The 17390-nt window shown below is 70.7% G+C and carries 11 protein-coding genes and 1 pseudogene; 6 read left to right on the top strand and 6 right to left on the bottom strand.

Features of this window, described 5'->3' with window-relative positions:
- Positions 1-88: 88 nt before the first annotated feature.
- Positions 89-2176 carry a serine/threonine-protein kinase gene (locus G4D85_RS22740; protein WP_164015361.1) on the bottom strand — a complete coding sequence of 696 codons (2088 nt, stop codon included), beginning with the start codon at positions 2174-2176 and terminating at the stop codon, positions 89-91.
- A 253-nt stretch (positions 2177-2429) separates the two neighbouring features.
- Here G4D85_RS22740 and G4D85_RS22735 point away from each other — a divergent pair, with 253 nt between their 5' ends.
- On the top strand, positions 2430-4025 hold the full coding sequence (locus G4D85_RS22735) for a Tox-REase-5 domain-containing protein (protein WP_164015359.1): 1596 nt from the start codon (positions 2430-2432) through the stop codon (positions 4023-4025).
- 69 nt (positions 4026-4094) lie between these two features.
- Here the strand turns inward: G4D85_RS22735 and G4D85_RS22730 are convergent, their stop codons facing one another.
- A complete protein-coding gene (locus G4D85_RS22730; RefSeq protein WP_164015357.1) occupies positions 4095-5159 on the bottom strand; it encodes a mannose-1-phosphate guanylyltransferase in 1065 nt (354 codons plus the stop codon).
- Between the two features lie 164 nt (positions 5160-5323).
- On the opposite strand from G4D85_RS22730, the gene G4D85_RS22725 reads away from it, so the two are divergent.
- From G4D85_RS22725 to G4D85_RS49560, 4 genes and pseudogenes are all read left to right on the top strand, one after another.
- On the top strand, positions 5324-8116 hold the full coding sequence (locus tag G4D85_RS22725; RefSeq protein WP_240359440.1) for a GDSL-type esterase/lipase family protein: 2793 nt from the start codon (positions 5324-5326) through the stop codon (positions 8114-8116).
- Position 8117: 1 nt separating this feature from the next.
- Positions 8118-9533: an MBOAT family O-acyltransferase gene (locus G4D85_RS22720; RefSeq protein WP_164015353.1), complete on the top strand. Its 1416-nt coding sequence runs from the start codon at positions 8118-8120 to the stop codon at positions 9531-9533.
- A 275-nt stretch (positions 9534-9808) separates the two neighbouring features.
- Positions 9809-10096: pseudogene (locus G4D85_RS51000) on the top strand (AHH domain-containing protein); the annotation flags it as partial.
- 133 nt (positions 10097-10229) lie between these two features.
- Positions 10230-10772 (top strand): hypothetical protein, encoded by a 543-nt coding sequence (locus G4D85_RS49560; protein ID WP_240359439.1) that lies wholly within the window; start codon positions 10230-10232, stop codon positions 10770-10772.
- A 4-nt stretch (positions 10773-10776) separates the two neighbouring features.
- Here the strand turns inward: G4D85_RS49560 and G4D85_RS22705 are convergent, their stop codons facing one another.
- Positions 10777-11388 carry a CoA pyrophosphatase gene (locus G4D85_RS22705; RefSeq protein WP_164016063.1) on the bottom strand — a complete coding sequence of 204 codons (612 nt, stop codon included), beginning with the start codon at positions 11386-11388 and terminating at the stop codon, positions 10777-10779.
- Positions 11389-11405: 17 nt separating this feature from the next.
- Positions 11406-12299, bottom strand: coding sequence for an undecaprenyl-diphosphate phosphatase (locus G4D85_RS22700; protein ID WP_164015349.1), 894 nt, complete (start codon positions 12297-12299; stop codon positions 11406-11408).
- A 124-nt stretch (positions 12300-12423) separates the two neighbouring features.
- Between G4D85_RS22700 and G4D85_RS22695 the strand changes: the two genes are divergently transcribed.
- Positions 12424-12909: a YchJ family protein gene (locus G4D85_RS22695; protein ID WP_164015347.1), complete on the top strand. Its 486-nt coding sequence runs from the start codon at positions 12424-12426 to the stop codon at positions 12907-12909.
- A 728-nt stretch (positions 12910-13637) separates the two neighbouring features.
- Here G4D85_RS22695 and G4D85_RS22685 read toward each other — a convergent pair.
- Both G4D85_RS22685 and G4D85_RS22680 read right to left on the bottom strand, forming a co-directional pair.
- A complete protein-coding gene (locus G4D85_RS22685) occupies positions 13638-14273 on the bottom strand; it encodes a hypothetical protein (RefSeq protein WP_164015343.1) in 636 nt (211 codons plus the stop codon).
- Between the two features lie 39 nt (positions 14274-14312).
- A complete protein-coding gene (locus G4D85_RS22680; RefSeq protein ID WP_205525660.1) occupies positions 14313-17063 on the bottom strand; it encodes a CHAT domain-containing protein in 2751 nt (916 codons plus the stop codon).
- Positions 17064-17390: the final 327 nt, after the last annotated feature.

Here is a 17390-nt window from a genome sequence, read left to right as displayed (position 1 = left end):
AGGGTTTCTGGCCCGCGACTTGCCAGGAAAGACGAAGCGCGGAGGGACGAAAGGGAAATGGTTTGCCCTGAACGGGGAGGCTGCCCGCTCAGGCAATGGCCCCCGAGGGCTGGGAATGGTTCACCCGTGCCACGGCGTGCGCCTTCCGACGCAGCTCCTGGTAGTGGCGCAGCCAGGACACGTTGAGCGGATCCAACGCGAGCGCCTCGGAGTAGCGCATGAGCGCGCCACGCAGGGCCCGCTGCACCTCCAGCGCGTGGCCCTGGGTGAAGAGGGTGCGCGCGCGGGCCTCCGACTCGGGACGGGCGGTGAGGAAGGCGCGGCGCAGCGGCTCGATGGACTCCTCGGTGAGACCCGCCTCGACGCAGCGCGAGAGTCCGGCGAGGTTGCCCCGGACGGCGTCGAAGCCGGCGCGGTGGAGCGGCTCGCCCAGGGTGCGCCCGGCGGCCTCCACGCGCACGCGCAGGGACTCCAGGGCGCGACGCTGCGAGTCGGGCAGGGGCCGCAGGCGGAAGGCGTCCAGCCGGCGCAGCGCGGCGCTGGCGCGGCGGCGCACCTCGTCGAAGCCCGCGTCGGGCCGCGCGCCCAGCAGGGTGTACGGGTCCTTCGCCACGGTGGCGGCGCGGGCCAGCAGGCGGCCGAGCTCCGCGTCGGGCCCGGGCTCCGTGGCGCGCGGCTTCTCCCCGCTCGCGAGCGCCTGGGCCAGCAACTGGCGCAGCGACTCTCCGGGCTCGGTGTACTGGACGAAGATGCCGGCGGCCACGTTCCAGATGCGCGCCTCGTCCTGGGAGACGTGACGGACGACGTCGCACTCGAACACCACCGTCCGCCCGGCGAAGCCCAGCTCCGCCCGCAGCCGCGCGGCGAGCGGCGGCAGCGCCCCGTCCCACGCGGCGAAGAAGCCGTCCGTCGTCACATCACCGGCCTCCACGGAGACCAGCGCCGCGGCGTCTCCCAGGCCCACGCGGGCGCGCAGGCCCGCGGGCGCGGGCGCGCACGGCGCGGAGACCTCCAGCATCGGCGCCGTGGCATGGGCGGCCTCGCGCAGCGCGAGGTGCAGCGGCGTGGCGCCGTCCGGGGGCATGGCCTGGCCGAAGATGGTGACGTGGCCCTCCTGGGGCCGGACCGCCATGGAGGGCAGCAGGCGGATGGGCCGCGGCGGGATGATGTCCCACGGCACGCCCGACGACGACGTCAGCTCGTCCACCACCACCTCGATGTCCGCCAGCGGCTCCTCGTCGGCGAACGGAGAGCGCGACGTGGCCGGCCGGGCGACGGTGGGCGCCAGGCAGCTCGCGAGCGCCTCGCGGAACGCGCGGGCATCCGGGAAGCGCTCGTCGGCGCGCTGGGCCAGGGCGCGCAGCAGCACGGCGGACAGCGCTGGCGGCACGCCCGGGTTGAGCTCGTGCGCCTGCGGGGGGGCCAGCTCGCCCACGCGGCCGAAGCCGAAGGGCAGGCGCCCGGTGACGAGCAGGTAGCCCACCACGCCCAGCGAGTACAGGTCCGCGCGGCCATCCACCGCCTCGCCCGACCATTGCTCGGGAGCGATGAACGCGGGCGAGCCCACCACCATGCCGCAGGCGCGCTCCTCCTCGGAGAGGCTGGCGCTGAGGACGGCGCTGGTGCCGAAGTCGAGCACCTTCACCCGCCGCTCGCCGCGCGCGTCGCGGGTGAGGACGAGGTTGTCCGCGGACAAGTCACAGTGCACCAGCCCGCGCGCGTGCGCGGCCTCCACCGCCTCCAGCGCCTGGCCGAGCAACTCCACGGCCTCCACCGGCGCCAGCGGCATGGGCAGCCGCGAGAAGGCCTCCCCGTTGGCGTACTCCATCAGGAGGCACGGCAGGCCGCCGGGGCCGGGGCGCGCGTCGAGCACGCGGGCCACATGGCGGTGCGTCAGCTCCCGCAGGGCGCGGGCCTCCACATAGAAGCGGGTGCGCAGGGCCGGCTGCGCGGCCAGGTGCGGGTGCAGCACCTTCACCGCGAAGCGGTGCGCGCTGGGCAGGTGCTCGGCGAGGTACACCGTGCCCAGGGCTCCCGCGCCCAGGCGGCGCTTGAAGACGAGCGGCCCGTGTCGCTGACCTTCCAGCGACACTCCCCCGGCCGGGGTGGAGGCAGGCTGCTCGGCCGGGCAGGACGTTCCAGCCGGATGAGCCACCGCGCAGTGCTTGCATGCCATCGAAGCCACCTCGTTCAGCCCCGGAGCGGGGCGGGCGGCGTCGGCTCTGCAACCTTCGTGCAGTGCCGCTTCGTCCATGAGTGGACAGGGCAACCTCCCGGGAGCGCTAGAAGCGGGCGGATGCGGGTCGGGACGCACCCGTAATTCTTCCAGCCTCGGACACGAAGATTCTCCCGTTCACACTGGGGCCCCGGGCGCGTCCAGGGACTGTCACCCCTGCCTGCTACTTCGAGTCTGACGGGGAGGTCCCTTCATGTCCGTCCGTCATCCTGGCCACCGCGGCTGTAGCACCCACAAGCACAGCGGCAGGCCCCACACACTTTTCGTCACGCTCCTGGCCCTCACCGGGTGCGGGACCTTGAAGGAGCTGCCGCTGAGCGAGCTGGACAGCGGCTCGTTCCGTTACCGCTCCGCCTCGCCTCCTTCCTTCACGCCGACGGAGGAGCCGAAGGCGGACGCGTCCGCCCAGGCGGCGGCCCAGGCCGCGCGCTCGATGAAGCAGCGGCTGGTGCAAGGCGACGCGCTGGTGGAGGTGCTGCTGCGGGCCGGGCTCGCCAGCGCCTCCGAGCGGCTGCCGGCGGAAGCCCCGCTGTCTCCAGAGGACGCGTCGGCCCTGTTCGGCGCGCTGCTGGAGCAGCCCGTCACGGTGGCGGGCTTCGGCCCCCGGCTCGTGGCCTCGCGGCTGCTGCGCGAGGTGGTGGAGGGAGACGAGGAGGTGCCGCGCGCGGAGCTGCTGGAGCGGGTGAAGCGCTTCGAGCGCCTCGCCGTGCTGCGTCCGGATGGCTCGCTGGCCATGGCCCTCACGGGGGCGCCGCGCCAGCGCGTGGGCGAGGTGCAGTGGAACGAAGGTTCCTTCCGGGCCGGGGCCTTCGAGGTGGGCTCGCTCTACTCGGGGGCCACGGGCGTGTGGCGGTCCGTGGACGCGGCGCTCCAGCGGGGCTGGGCCAGTCCGGTGCTGGCGGAGGTGCGCGACGACGCGGCCGTGCCGGGTGGCGCGCGCGGCGGCACGGAGGAGACGTTCATCGAGCTGGTGCTGGCGCTGGGGCAGCTCCTCCCCGCGTCGGGGGACCGCCTCACCGCGCTGTCGCGGCTGCCCGAGGGGCTCGCCACGCTCGTCGCGTCCTCACCGCCGTACCTGGAGCGCTTCGAGCGGCTGTCACGCGGGGAGCAGGTCCGCGAGCTGTCGAAGCTGAGCGCCACGCTGCTGGCCACGTGGGGCACGGTGGTGGGCACCCCGCGCACGCTGGCGGCGATGGGGCGGGGGTGGGAGGCCAGCCGAATCCCCGTGCTCTCGCTCGCGGCGGACGGCGCGCTGGCGGTGGAGCGCGTGGCGGTGCCGGTGGGCCGCGCCGTCACCGTGCTGGGCGACGGGCCGGGCGCGGTCGCCATCCTCCACCTGTCGTCCTCGGTGGCGGAGGGTGCGCGCCAGCCCGAGCCCATGGGCGGACCCGGCAGGTGGGGCCCGTCCCGCGAGCTGCTGTCCCCGCGCGCGGCGCGCTACCACGAGCAGCTCTCCGGCCACGCCTCGAGCGAGGCGTACTGGCTGGGTGAGGTGGGGAAGAAGGGCCCGAGGTTCGACGGCTTCGCGGAGGGGGTGCTGCTGGAGGCGCGAGGCCCCGGACTCGCCAGCCGCTTCAACGATGACCTCAGTCCGAAGCCGTGGTTCGCGCGGTGGGGAGCGAAGGAGCTGATAGCGCAGGCCCGGCGCCAGCACGCGGCGGCGGGTGGAGTGGGCGCGCGCGTTCGCTGGCACGTCGCGGAGGAGCTGGCGGCGCGGGCGCTCCGGAAGCTGCTCGAAGCGAACCAGCTCTCCGAGGTGGAGGTGGTCCACACCGCCGCGCTGCCATGACGGCTCCTGCCTCGTCGAGCAGCCGCATGAGCGCGGCGGCTGCCCGACGGGGCGAAGCGTCTGACGGAGCTACACGTACTTCGTCAGCTTGCGAGCCTTGAGCGCCTCGACGACCTTGCGCACGTCCTGGCTCTTGTCCTTCGGCACCACGAGGACGGCGTCGCCCGAGTCGACCACCACCACGTCGGTGAGGCCCACCACGGCCAGCGGGCGCTTGTCGGCGAGCACCACGCAGTTCTTGCAGTCCACCACCACGGCGGCGTCGCCGGACACCACGTTGCCGTTGGCGTCGGCCGGGCGCACTTCCGGAATGGCGGCGAAGGAGCCCACGTCGGACCAGCCGAAGTCACCGGGTAGCACCGCGATGTTGGACGCCTTCTCCATGACGCCGTAGTCGATGGAGATGGAGGGCAGCTTGGGGAACACCTTCTTCAGCACGGACGCGAAGGTGCGCTTGCCGGCGGCCTTGCGCAGGGCGTCCAGCCCCTTCTGCATCTCCGGCATGTGCTTCGCGAAGGCCTCGAGGATGACGTCCGCGCGGAAGACGAAGATGCCGCCGTTCCACAGGTAGTCGCCGGAGGCGAGGTAGCCCTTCGCCGTCTCCAAATCGGGCTTCTCCTTGAAGGCCTGCACCTTGCGGCCGCCGCCCTCCAGGGGCTCGCCCACCTGGATGTAGCCGTAGCCCGTCTCCGGGTGCGCGGGCTTGATGCCCAGGGTGACGATGTGGCCGGCCTCGGCGAGCTTCGCGGCCTCGGCCAGGGTGCGCTTGAAGCCGGGCACGTCCGCCACGTGGTGGTCGGAGGGCAGCACCACCATGACGCCCTTCGGGTTGCGCGCGGCCACCTGCACGGCGGCCAGGGCGACGGCGGGGGCGGTGTTGCGCGCCACCGGCTCCACCAGGAGGTTGGCCTTCGGCAGGCCCTTCACCAGCTTCAGGGCGGCCTTCGCGTGCAGCGGGCCGCAGACGATGAAGGTGTCCTTCACCGAGGCGAGCCCCTTGAGGCGCGCGGAGGTGTCGGTGATGAGGGGCTGCTTCGAGGCCAGCGGCAGGAACTGCTTGGGGCGCGCCTGACGGGACAGGGGCCAGAAGCGGGTGCCGGAGCCACCGGCCATGATGACGGGATAGAGGGCCATGCGGTATCGGACTCCTGAGGGCGCCCGGTCCGAGCCGGCGCCAATGGCGGCGCACCATACCGTTTCGTCCCCTCCTGGAAAGGGGCACGCGCTCCGGAGCCCCCTTCCCGCGCCGGAACCCGTCACGGCAGCCCGCCTGCTCCCCGCCCGGGGAGCCGCCGAAGGTGGGTGAGAGTTTTGACCCGACTCCAAAAAGCCTCTTTCATGCCGCGCTGTTGGACTTCCTCAAGGCCAGATCCACCGGGCTGACGCTCCTCCTCACCATCGCACTGGCGGTGGGGCTGTCGCTGGCGCCGGTGCCCGAAGCGTTCCGCCCCGTCCCGAGCCTGCAGCGAAGCGGTCCCCTCGGCCCCAAGCTGGTGGCGCTGTTGCTGCCCGCCTCGCTGACGGGGAAGCGCCCCGTGCGCCCGCCCTCGGACACGATGGTGGCGGAGGCCCCCGGTACGCCTGGCCTCCCCCCTGAGGAAGAGGAGCCCGACGCCGGGGCCACCATCGCTGACACCGTGCCCGCCCTTCCCGCCGTGCCCACCACGCCCGGCATCGGCCTGGAGGAGCTGAGCGCCCCCACCCTCGCCCGCGCGCTGGAATTGGAAGCCCTGCGCGAGCGCATGGGCGCCCAGCACGTGGACCTGGAGCTCAACTGCCGGAAGGCCGCCGCGGACGGCACCTGCCTGGAGGACGGGCTCGTCCCCTTCACCCGCGCGCTGGCCGCCCTGCGCGCCGACGCCCGCCGCACGCCGGTGCGCGTGGTGCACCTGGGTGACTCGCTCGTCGCGTCGGACCACATCACCGACCTGGTGCGAGACAGGCTCCAGGAGCGCTTCGGCGCGGGCGGCAAGGGCTTCCTCTTCATCACCCGCCCGGCCAGCGCCGGCCGGTGGACGCGCTCCGGGCGAGGCTCGGACGGCTGGGTGATTGAGCGGCTGGTGGACACGAAGTGGCCCCGGGACAGGGTGGGCTGGACGGGCGTGGCCTTCACCTCCGGCGGCGGCGCGCAGACCTCGCGCTATGACGTGGAGGGCTCGCGGGTGGCGGAGCTGTTCTTCCTCGCCCAGCCGTCCAGCGGCTCCGTGCAGCTGTCCGTGGACGGCAAGTCCATTCAGCGCATCCAGACGCGCGGCTTCTCCAAGAACAAGTCCGAGGCCGCCTTCGCCCGCGTGGCGCTGCCCGAGGGCGCGAAGACGCTGTCGCTCACCACGTCCGGCAAGGTGGAGCTGCACGGCGTGACGCTGGAGACGGGCACGCCCGGCATCGTCTACGACACGGTGGGCCTGCTGGGCGGCATGGCGGAGGTGTACCTGCGTGCCCAGCCCGCCGCCTTCCGCGCGCAGCTTCGCCAGCGCAAGCCGTCGCTCGTCGTGCTGATGGTCGGCGGCAACGAGGCCTTCTTCTACTCGAGAGACCGCACCACCCTGGACGAGGTGCGCCAGCAGATAAAGGACCTGGTGGCCCGCGTGCGCGCCAACGTGCCGGACTCCGCGTGCCTCGTCATGTCCCCCATCGACGCGGGCGTGCGCACCATGAGCGGCGACGTGATTCCGCGCCGCGGCTCCAAGGAAGTGGGCGACATCTTCCGCGAGGAGGCCCGCGCGGGCGGCTGCGCCTTCTGGGACGCCTTCACCGCCATGGGCGGCGAGGGCTCCGCCATCCGCTGGCTGGAAGAGGGGCTGATGCTGGAGGACCTCGTCCACCCGCGAACGAAGGGCTCGGACCTGCTGGGCCACCTCTTCGACCTGTCCCTCCAGCGGGCCTTCGCGAAGTCGCACGCGCCGATGCTGAACGTGGCGGACCCGCCGGGACTGCAGGGCGCGGACGCGGCGCTGGTGAAGACCTTCGAGCGGCTGGGCCGCCGCGAGGCCGGCGAGGCCACACGCGTGGGAATCACCCAGCTCGGCGCCTCGCACACGGCCTCGCACTACTTCACGGACGCGGTGCGCGAGGTGCTGGCGAAGCGCTTCGGCGACGCGGGCCGGGGCTTCATCGCCGCCGGCAAGTCGTCCCCGCGCCTGGAGCCGGCGCGCGTGGCCCGCGAGCTGGAGGGCGAGTGGACGGTGGAGGACGCGCTGGAGGCGGCCCCCGGAGGACTCTGGGGCCTCACCGGCATCCGCGCCGTGGGCGCCCCTGGCGCGAAGCTCCGCATCCAGTTCTGCAAGGGCTGCCCGGACGCGAAGACGCCCGCGGGGCGGCTGGACCTGTACACGCTGGACGTGCCGGGCGCGAGCGCGCCGGACATCCTCGTGGACGGCCAGCCGGTGCCGCCTGACGCGCCCCTGCCCGAGCCCCTCGCCGCGCCCACCGTGCGCATCCGCTCCTTCCCCGTCGCCGGCCCCGCGCACACGGTGCAGGTGTCCGCGCCGACGGACAGCGGCGTCACCGTGCTGGGTGCCTCGCTGGAGCACGACACGCCGGGCGTGGTGCTGGACGCGCTGGGCCTGCCCGGCGCCACCGCCTTCACGCTGCGGGACATGGACGCGGCGGCGGTGGACGCGCAGCTCACCTCGCGGCGGCCGGACCTGCTCGTCTTCTGGTACGGCACCAACGAGGCCCACCTGCCGGACCTGGACGCGGCGGCGCTGCGCCGCGACTACACCGCGCTCATCTCCCGGCTGCGCAAGGCCACCAGCGCCGAGTGCCTGCTCCTGGGCCCCACGGACCGGCTGGAGCAGGACGCCAGCGGTCAGTGGAAGGAAGCGCCCGCGTTGGCCTCGGTGCTCGGCACGCTGCCCCAGGTGGCAAAGGACGCGGGCTGCGCATACTGGTCTCCGCGCGCGGCCATGGGCGGCGAGCGCGCCATGCTGCGCTGGAAGCACTCGCAGCCGGTGCTGGGCCACCCGGACGGCGTGCACCTGACGCCGGAAGGCTACGCGCGGCTGGCGGGTGCCTTCGTGCGGGACTTGCTCGCCGCCTACGAGGTCCACAAGAAGGGCCAGCCCACCGCGCGCGTGGAGGACAACTGACGTGCTGTCCCACAGCCTCCAATACCTCGCCTTCGTCGTCGCGGTGTTCGCCCTCTACTGGGCGGTGCACCGCCACTTCTGGCCGCGCATGGGCGTGCTGCTGGTGGCGAGCCTCTACTTCTACGCCGCCTTCACGCCCTTCCCCATCCTCATCTTCCTGGTGGGCGTCACGGTGGACCACCTGTGCGTGAAGGGCATGGCCCGCGCGCAGTCCCAGGGTGCGCGCAAGGCGCTCGTCACGCTGTCCATCGTCTCCAACCTGGGGCTGCTGGCGGGCTTCAAGTACCTGGAGCTGCTGCGGCAGACGGTGCTGTCGCTGCTGGCGCCGCTGGGAATCGCGGTGCGGCCGGAGCCCTTCAACCTGCTGTTGCCGGTGGGCCTGTCCTTCTTCGTCTTCCAGGCCATCAGCTACACGGTGGACGTGTACCGGGGGAAGGCGAGCGCGGAGCACTCGTTCATCGAGCACCTGCTGTACATGCTCTTCTTCCCGCGCGTGGTGAGCGGCCCCATCGTCCGCGCGTCGGAGCTGATGGCGCACTTCCGCGACACGCCGAGCCTCACGCCCGAGCAGGGCGGCCACGCGCTGTTCCGCATCGCCGTGGGCCTGGTGAAGAAGCTGGTCATCGCGGACGTGCTGGGCGCGGGCATTGTCGACCCCGTCTTCGGCGCGCCGGAGAAGTACGCCTCCGCCGAGTGCATCGTCGCCGCGGTGGCCTACACCTTCGAGCTCTACTACGACTTCTCGGGGTACTCGGACATCGCGCTGGGCGTGGCGGCGCTGTTCGGCTTCAAGTTCCCGGAGAACTTCAACCGCCCGTACCTGGCGAAGAACATCGCCGAGTTCTGGAACCGGTGGCACCTGAGCCTGTCAACGTGGCTGCGGGACTACCTGTACCGCCCGCTGGGCGGCAACCGCGTCTCGAAGCCGCGCGTGCTCTTCAACCTGATGACGGTGATGGTGCTGGGTGGCCTGTGGCACGGGGCGGACTGGCGCTTCGCCGTCTGGGGCGCGGTGCACGGCGTGGCGCTGTGCGGGCTGCGCTGCTGGGAGTGGGCGGTGGGCAAGCCCGAGTCACCGGGCATCCCCCGCGTCGCGCTGGGCATGCTGGCGACGTTCACGATTGTAGTGCTCACGCGCGTCGTCTTCCGCGCGCCGGACATGACGCACGCAACGGAGTTCTACGCGCGGATGATGGCGGGGGTGCCCGGCATCGCCAACGTCAGTCCGCTGGTGTGGGGCATGCTGGCGGCGGCAGTGCTCTTCCACGCCGTGCCGATGAAGCTCTACACCGTGTCGTCGGAGCTCTTCGTGCGGATGCCTGTGCCGGTGCGCGCCGTGGCGCTCGTGCTGCTCGGCCTGGGCATCCGCCACCTGTCCGCCGTGGAGACGCGCCCGTACGTGTACCTGCAGTTCTAGGCGGCACGCACGGGCACGAAGCCGCTGGCAGGGCAACCCGGGGCTCACGCCCCGAGGTGATGCTTCCCACTCCTTGGAGTCCCACGATGCTGACGACGCTGCTCCTGCTGGCGCTGTCCACGGTTCCCTGTACACCGCAAGAGACGAGTGCGGTCTGTGGCTGCAAGCAAGGCTCCGCCACCGCGTGTGAGGCCGTCCGCCAGGTCGACGCCAAGCTGGCGGCGAAGCTGGAGAAAGAGGCGGCTCAACAGGCCCAACAGGCCGCGAAGACCGTTGCCACCACCGGGCAGCAGCACCACGTCATCTCCAAGACGATCGCGGACGCGCTGAACAAACACGGCACGCTCAAAGGCGTCTATCAGCCGAGAGATCCGCGTTTCGTCAGCCGGGCAGTCGACAAGGCAGCCCATAACGGCTACCAGCATTGGCACCGGCAAGTGGATGAAGAGGTGGTCAACTGGCTCTTTACACACAGGCAGGCAACGCCACAGCAGTTCGAAGCCTTCTTGCGCTCGGTCTATTCGCGGCCTGAGATGCTGGCGAGGTTTCCCAATGGGTTCTGACCCCTACCCGAGCCCCCACTTCTTCGTCCTCAAGACTCAGCGCTACACCCGCCACGACACGGAGTTCTCCACTGTCGAGGCTCAGGAACGAATGGACGCCGAGCATTGCCCACGCTGCGGTGGATTCGTGAGCATGTTGAAGTGGCTCCCGCCCTACCGCGTGAAACTGAAGCTGTACGGTGAAGAGCCCGGAGACATGGCTCAGTCGCTTGGCGGAGGCTCGGACCTGATTGTCTCCGAGCGGTTCGCAGATGCCTTCCGGTCAGCGGGACTCACGGGCCTGCACGGCTTCGGCCCGGTAGACGTTCTCAAGGTTCAGCGTCAGCGGCGCGGCACCAACACCCGCTTCACGCTTCCACAGTATCTCGCGGTGACCATGACCTTCGGCTCGGCCCTCGTGGACGAGCCCCGAAGCCAGATTCTCCGGCCGGGCCCCTTCGACTGCGACTACTGCCGCGCGGTGGGCACGGACGGCATCAATGGCTTCAGCCTGGAGCCTGGAAGCTGGAACGGGGACGACATCTTCGAACCCCGTGGCCTGCCCGGCATCTACGTTGTGTCGGAGCGCTTCGCGCGCCTCGTCTCCGACCACCAGCTGACCAACACTGTCCTCACGCCCACGGAGCAATACGTCTGGGACCCGCTGCGGCGCTTCTCCCAGCCCGCGCAGGGGTAGCCCGTCAGTTCCGAAGCCCCAGCGCCGCGGCCAGGCCCGGCACCTGCGTCACGTGATTGAGGAAGTCGCGCAGGATTCGCGCCGTGGCGCCCCAGATGATGTGCGTTCCGTACGTGTAGAAGTACAGCTCGCGCTCGGCGCCGAAGACCTCCTTGCGCTCCACGCGGAGGATGGCCGGGTCCAGCAGGTTCGCCAGCGGCACCTCGAGGATGAAGGCCACCTCTTCCGCGCTCGGGCGGTACTGGCCGTCACCGGGGATGACACCCACGAAGGGACTCACCCGGTACTGGGAGATGGTCGGCACCTCGTCCAGCATGCCCAGCACCCGCACACGCCGACGGTCGACCCCCAGCTCCTCCTCCGTCTCGCGCAGCGCCGTGTGCAGCGGCGTCGCGTCCTCCGCGTCCCGCCCGCCCCCGGGGAAGCTGTACTGGTCCGCGTGGGTGCGCAGCGTCGGCGGCCTCCGCGTGAAGAGCACGTGCGGCACCCCGTCCCGCTCGAACACGGGCACCAGCACCGAGGCCTCCCGCAGCACCAGCCCCGGCAGGTCCACCGTGCGCGCCGGCCGCGATGACAGCCGTGCCTCCAGCGATTCGAACAGCGCCTCCACGCTCACGACCCACACACCCTTCTCTAATCCGTGATCTGCTTCTCTATCTGCTGCTTGCCGGGCTCGGGAGGCACGTCGATGTTCTCCACGCCCGACATCGGCTTGAGCTTCCCTGCCTGCAGGAGCACCAGCAGCAGCACGCCCAGCGCCACTCGGTACACCACGAACACCAGCATGGTGCGCGAGCGCAGGTAGCTCAACAGCCAGGCAATGGCCGCCATGCCCGAGGCGAACGCCACCAGCGTGCCCACCCAGAGGGACAGGGCGGACGGCCGCTCGGTGGCCTCCAGCAGGTGCTTGAGCTCGAAGACGCCCGCCAGGGTGGTGGCGGGGATGGACAGCAGGAAGGAGTAGCGCGCCGCGTCCTCGCGCTTGAGGCCCAGCGCCAGTCCACCGGTGATGGTGGTGCCCGAGCGGGACGACCCAGGGATGAGCGCCACCGCCTGCCACAGCCCGATGATGATGCCATCCTTCCAGCGCATGTCCGCCAGCGTCCGCTGGTGGGAGGCGACCCGCTCCACCACGAGGAGGATGAGCGCCAGGATGATGAGGCTGCCGGAGATGACGTAGAGCGAGCGGAACTGGTTCTCGATGAGCTTCTTGAAGGCCAGGCCGCACACGCCGATGGGCAGCGTGCCCACCAGGACGAACCACGCCAGCCGGGACTCCAGCGTTGCGAAGGGCTCGCGCCGCGCCAGCCCCCGGAAGAAGGCCACCGTCAGCGAGACCAGGTCCTTGCGGAAGTAGATGAGCACGGCGGCCACCGTGCCCAGCTGAATCACGGCCGAGTACGCGGCCCCCGGGTCCTTCCAGCCGAACAGCTCCGGAGCAATGCGCAGGTGCGCGGTGGAGCTGATGGGGAGGAACTCGGTGAGACCCTGGACCAGGCCCAGGACGATGGCTTCGAGGAGGCTCATAGGCGCGGCCTCCGGATGTATGTCCGGACTCCCCCGCCAGCAAGGGCGTTCCTCCGCCTCTGTGAGCGCCAGCACGCCCCACCCACGTCCGCCCACCGGGCCGGGGTAGGCTGGACGCCGCGCCATGCCCCCTGCCCCACCCTGCCCCTGCTGTTCCGGACTCCGCTACCGCGAGTGCTGCGCCCCCTTCCACAAAGGGGAGGCGGAGCCACCCGACGCCGAGCGCCTCATGCGCAGCCGCTACAGCGCCTTCGCCCTGCGCGACGCGGCCTACCTGTGGAAGACGCTGCACCCGGACCACCCGGACCGCGCACGCCCCCAGGAGCAGTACCTGCGCGAGGTGCGCGCCCACGCCCAGGGACACCAGTACCCCAAGCTGGTGGTGATGGACCGCCAGCCTCCGGATGCCTCGGGCCTGGCGCGGGTGCTCTTCTTCGCCAAGGTGTTCGAGAAGGGGAAGGAGCAGTCCTTCGTGGAGCGCTCGGACTTCCGCCACGACGGCACCGGCTGGCGCTACCTGTCCGGCGTGACGGTGTTTCCCAGGGACTTGAAGGGCTCTCCTGAGTCCCTGACGCTGGCCACCTTCCCGGAAACAGCGGGAGGTCAGTGACAGCGAGGCCGCCCTCCCGGTGAGGAAGGCGGCCCCTGAACCTTCAAGAAGCCCGGGCGGACTTCAGGCCCCCAGCGAAGACACCGGCCAGATGCCGCCCTCGTCTGTCGGATCCGGCGGAGGCTTGTCACCAATCTCCGTCGAGTCCAGGTCATCTCCGGGCCCCGTGGGCCACAGGATGGGCCCGGAGAACCTGGCGGTCCCAACGACCGGCCTTGCAGCGATGGCGATTGCTCCGGGCGTCAACAACGGCGACTCGGGCTGGATGTCGCCCGGGTCTTTCGGAGAGGGCGGCGGGTCTTGACCAATCTCCGTCGAGTCCGGGCCCTCTCCAGGTCTCGTCGGCAGCAGGACGGGCCCGAAGGACCCGTCGGCCCTTCTCGCGGCGGCCGTGCCCTGGAGCTCCGAAGTCCTGGTCCCTGGCTGGACATTGCCCGGGTCCTTTGGAGAGGGCGGTGGATCTTCGCCGATCTCCGTTGAGTCCAGCCCGTCCCCTGTCCCTGTTGGAAGCAGGATGGGCCCCAGCGGCCCAGCGCTCCCCACCAGCGGTCCGGTGACCAGCGTCAGCATCACCAGTCTCAACAACCGATTCTTCATCTCATCCCCCTCTGTACAACTCGAAGCAGCCGGCCCCGCTTCGAAACCAGACTACTGGAAGACACTGACAGCGGAGGACACCAGGCGCGGAGCCATTCTCTTGATGGCTCCGCGCCCGGTCGGCCCCTTCACTACCGAGGCACGCTCGTCCCGGGCGACGGCTGCGTGCTGGACGCGGTCGCGGGGTCGCTGACACCATCAATCGCATTGGCCGACGTCCAAGCCAGCTGGGTGAAGGTATCAATCGGCTTCGGGTTCGCGTCGCCCGGGTCCTTCGGGGTCTGCGGTGGCTTGTCGCCAACCTCGTTCGCATCGAAGCAAGGATCGAGTGTCTCATCCTCCCCTGCGCCTGTCTCCGTGGACGGAGTCGTGGCCCCGGAGGCCACGGCGGCGCTTCCGCTCATGCGCTTGCCCCCGGGCACCTTCACCGGACCGGTGTAGATGACCACGGGGACGCCCGATTTGTAGGCATTGGCGAGGAACGACTCCCGCGAGGCCCGGCTGCCCGACACGAGGTACGTGAAGGACCGGGTCTTCACGTTGACGCCGGCCGCATGGAACGTCCCCGTGTCCTGACAGAACAGCCCGATGACATGCGAGGCCCCCGGTGGCGGGGTTGCGCCCGGAGGCAACTCCTTGACCGGCGGAGCCGTGGGTACCGGTCCCAACTCGGGGCATGTGTCCGGCGTGGGCCGGGGCTCACCCAGAATGCGGCAACCCGCCAACGAGCCCGCCAGGACTACACACAGCAAGAGTCTCTTCATCATGACATCCCCCTCCACACTCAGGACGGGATCATCCCATCCTCAATCGAAAACGAGCACCGACCGGGCCCAGCTCTCCGGGTCGCGACCGAGCCACTGCATGCGCACGTCGCGGAGCGCGACCGCCGCGTGCGCGCCATGCCGGATACGCTCCCGCACGGCGCTGAAGAACGCGCCTGCCTGTGCATCCGGCACATCCACCGTGGCGGCGAGCACCGCGCGAGCTCCCGCGTTGATGAATGCAACTGGCAGACTGAAGCGCTCATACGTCCACGGCGCCCCATGCGCCGCACGGCATGCAGCCAGGATGACCAGCGGCTGGCCATGGAGCCGCCGTTCCTGGACCTCTCCTGCTGTCAACGCATAGCGCCCGCCATCTTCCTGCGACAGCACCAACAAAGACGCTTCGGAGAGATTCGGGTTCACCAGCCCGTGGGCATGGACCTCGACCTCGGTGGCCTCCGCCATCGCATTGAGCACTCGGGAAGGCGTGGCATCCTGCCCGGACAACAGGGTAGTCCCCGTCTCCACAGCGCCGTCCCACGTATTCAGTGAAGGTAGCCCCAGGCCCCGGGGCGCCACGACGTCAGCCACCACCAGGCGCCGCGCGAGACCGGTAGCAGGCACGTCAGGAGGAGAGCGCGGAACGTAGTAGGACCAGGCCATTTCGGCAGGCAACAAGCCCGCGCGACCGTGCAGCGGCGGGCGCGCCACCACTGCCACCTGTTCACACGCACGAAGTGGAGCCATCACCACCTCGGGGACAAGTCCCCGGACGTCTTCGCCCAGGGCCACCGTACGGCTCGCGTCGTAGTGGGCCAATGACTGACCGTCCACGCCGAGCGTGACGATGAGGGTCCGCTCGGCATCCACCGTTACCGCGAGCAGACACCGCCGTGGAAGCGCGCCCCCCAGCTCCTCACCAAAGAGCGCCAGCGACCGCTCGTACTCACCGGCTTTCCCGGCGGCGAACAGGAGGGAGGTGTAGCTATAGGCCTGCGCCTTCCGCGCATCCACATCATAGGAGGGGAGCTGCCGCGCCTCGACGATGGCACGCCGGAGTAGCTCTTCGCCGCGCGTCCGGTCCTGCTCCACGTGAAAGCGTCCCTCGAAATGCGTGATAAGCGCCATCTGCCCAGGAGGGAGCCTTCCCTGGCTGCGGAGGGCCTTGAGCCCATCGAACAACATGCGGTCCTGCCCGGTATCGGGATGCATCCGCGCAAGGTCCACCAGTGTCCTGGCTCCCGAGATCGACAAGGGGGTCTCACACGACAGCGCCTCGGACATGCTCGCGCGGGCCCCCATGACGTCCAACGCTTGCAGCCGCGCCAGGGCATCGTTCGCCCGCACGAAGTGCCGCATCTTGCAGTCGTTCGGGTTCCGAGCGAGCGTCTCTTCCAGATACGCGCGCGCCAGCGAGGCCTCACCGAGATAGCGCGCGTTCTGCCCAAGCTGCTGCTGGTGTTGCTCCTCGCTCCAGCGGCTATCACCGCGATAGCGGGAGAGCGCCGCCTGCGCGTGCCTGTTCGACTCTGGCAGACGGTGGAGCTGGCGATAGAGATCGGACAGGTCCGCTTCAATGGGGATGCAGCGATAGCCAATCGGCTGTGCAGCGCAGCGCGCCACCGCTCCCAGTAGGAGATGCTCCGCCCGAAGGAGCTCGCCGCGCCGGATGGCGACCAGGGCCTTCTCATGCTCCGCCATGAGGATGAACCAGGGGTCTCTCACCTGTGCGGCCAGCGAAGAGAAGGTGTCCAGGTGCTCGTCCACCAGCCCCTGGTGGACGAGTGCCCCCATGTACAGGTCACGCTCTCCCGCGCGCAGCACGTCCTCCAGAAACAGCGACACGCCTCCGGCGACCTTGTTGGTGCGGTACAGCTCCAGGTAGCGCGCGGCCAGCGGTCCTCGATGACGGAAGTCCCGGGATTGCGCCCAGCGGATGGCATCGCGCATGGCCGAGCCTCCGTAGCGGGCATCCAGCGCCGCAGCCACGGGTTCCAGCGACTTGAGCCTCTCCACCGACGGAGCCACACGGATGGCTTCATACAGCTTCGCGCGAAACGCTCCGGGCTTGGCCTGGAGCAGCTCCTCGGGGACGGTGCTCTTCTCGGTAATCAGCGCCTTGGCCGCGTCCGTCGTCTCGCGCCACGAGTCCACGAGGTGGCTCCGCAGCGCGTCCGCCCGCGCCTTCGCCTCCCCCGCCCAGCCGTGCTCCCCCAGCGCGGCCACCGCGTCGAACGACTGCGCGGCCAGCGCCCACAACTCCAGCTCCTTCAGCACCAGTCCGCGGTTCCACAGCGCCTGCGCATGCTTCGGCTGCGCGTGGAGCGCGCCCTCCAGCAACTCGAGCGCCTCGGCGTAGTCCTTCCGGTCCAACGCCAGCACGGCCCTGTCACTGGCCACGTCCGGCGACTCCGCCGCCGTTGCCAGGTACGGCGCCGCCATCTGCGTGTTGCCGCGCACGAGGTAGGCCGCCGCGAGCCCATGCACGTCTCCCGCCTCCTCCATCCGCGCCAGCTCGCGCAGCGGCGCGGGCGGCGGGGCCCCGGCATCTCCGGAGCGCAGCGCTCCATAGGGACGATGCATGTCCGCGCCCGGGTAGCTCACCCGCGCTTCGAGGGTGCGCGTGGGGGCGTCCGCCAGGAAGAGGGCGGGAGGCGCCTGCTCACTCGCGGCGCTGAGCCAGGACGGCAGGCCCACGGCGGCGACGACGACTCCCGCGACGGCGGCCAGGACCATGAGCGCGGCATGACGCAGCCGCGGACTCCAGGAACGACGCTTCTGCTCCGCCAACTCCGAGCTCCCTGCCTGTGCGCCGTGGCGTCCCACGCCCACCCAACGACGGCGACCGTGAATCTTCCTGGCTCGAAGCTACGCCGCTTCCGAGGGTGCCGCGACTTTCACTTGCCCGGTGGCACTCACCTTCGCGAAAGTCTCGGCGGGAGCGGCCACGGCTCCCGTTGCACGCGCCTGGGCCTGACAGGGACGGCGCGCCGCCGTGGGCGCGAACACGCACACGCGTGTCCGGGCGGCCACGGACTCCACCATGCTGCTCGAGATTCCGACTCCCGTGCCTCTGCACCGACGGCCCCTCGAAGCTGGCCCAGGCCTTGCTCAACG

It is taken from the genome of Pyxidicoccus trucidator, assembly GCF_010894435.1.
Classification (GTDB): domain Bacteria; phylum Myxococcota; class Myxococcia; order Myxococcales; family Myxococcaceae; genus Myxococcus; species Myxococcus trucidator.
Note: the sequence above shows the minus strand (reverse complement) of the source record. Positions and strands in the feature narration are given on the sequence as shown.

Coding starts and splice junctions, on each gene's coding strand:
- G4D85_RS22740 (WP_164015361.1), bottom strand. CDS start 2,176: ATGGCATGCAAGCACTGCGCGGTGGCTCATCCGGCTGGAACGTCCTGC.
- G4D85_RS22735 (WP_164015359.1), top strand. CDS start 2,430: ATGTCCGTCCGTCATCCTGGCCACCGCGGCTGTAGCACCCACAAGCAC.
- G4D85_RS22730 (WP_164015357.1), bottom strand. CDS start 5,159: ATGGCCCTCTATCCCGTCATCATGGCCGGTGGCTCCGGCACCCGCTTC.
- G4D85_RS49560 (WP_240359439.1), top strand. CDS start 10,230: ATGTTGAAGTGGCTCCCGCCCTACCGCGTGAAACTGAAGCTGTACGGT.
- G4D85_RS22700 (WP_164015349.1), bottom strand. CDS start 12,299: ATGAGCCTCCTCGAAGCCATCGTCCTGGGCCTGGTCCAGGGTCTCACC.
- G4D85_RS22695 (WP_164015347.1), top strand. CDS start 12,424: ATGCCCCCTGCCCCACCCTGCCCCTGCTGTTCCGGACTCCGCTACCGC.
- G4D85_RS22685 (WP_164015343.1), bottom strand. CDS start 14,273: ATGATGAAGAGACTCTTGCTGTGTGTAGTCCTGGCGGGCTCGTTGGCG.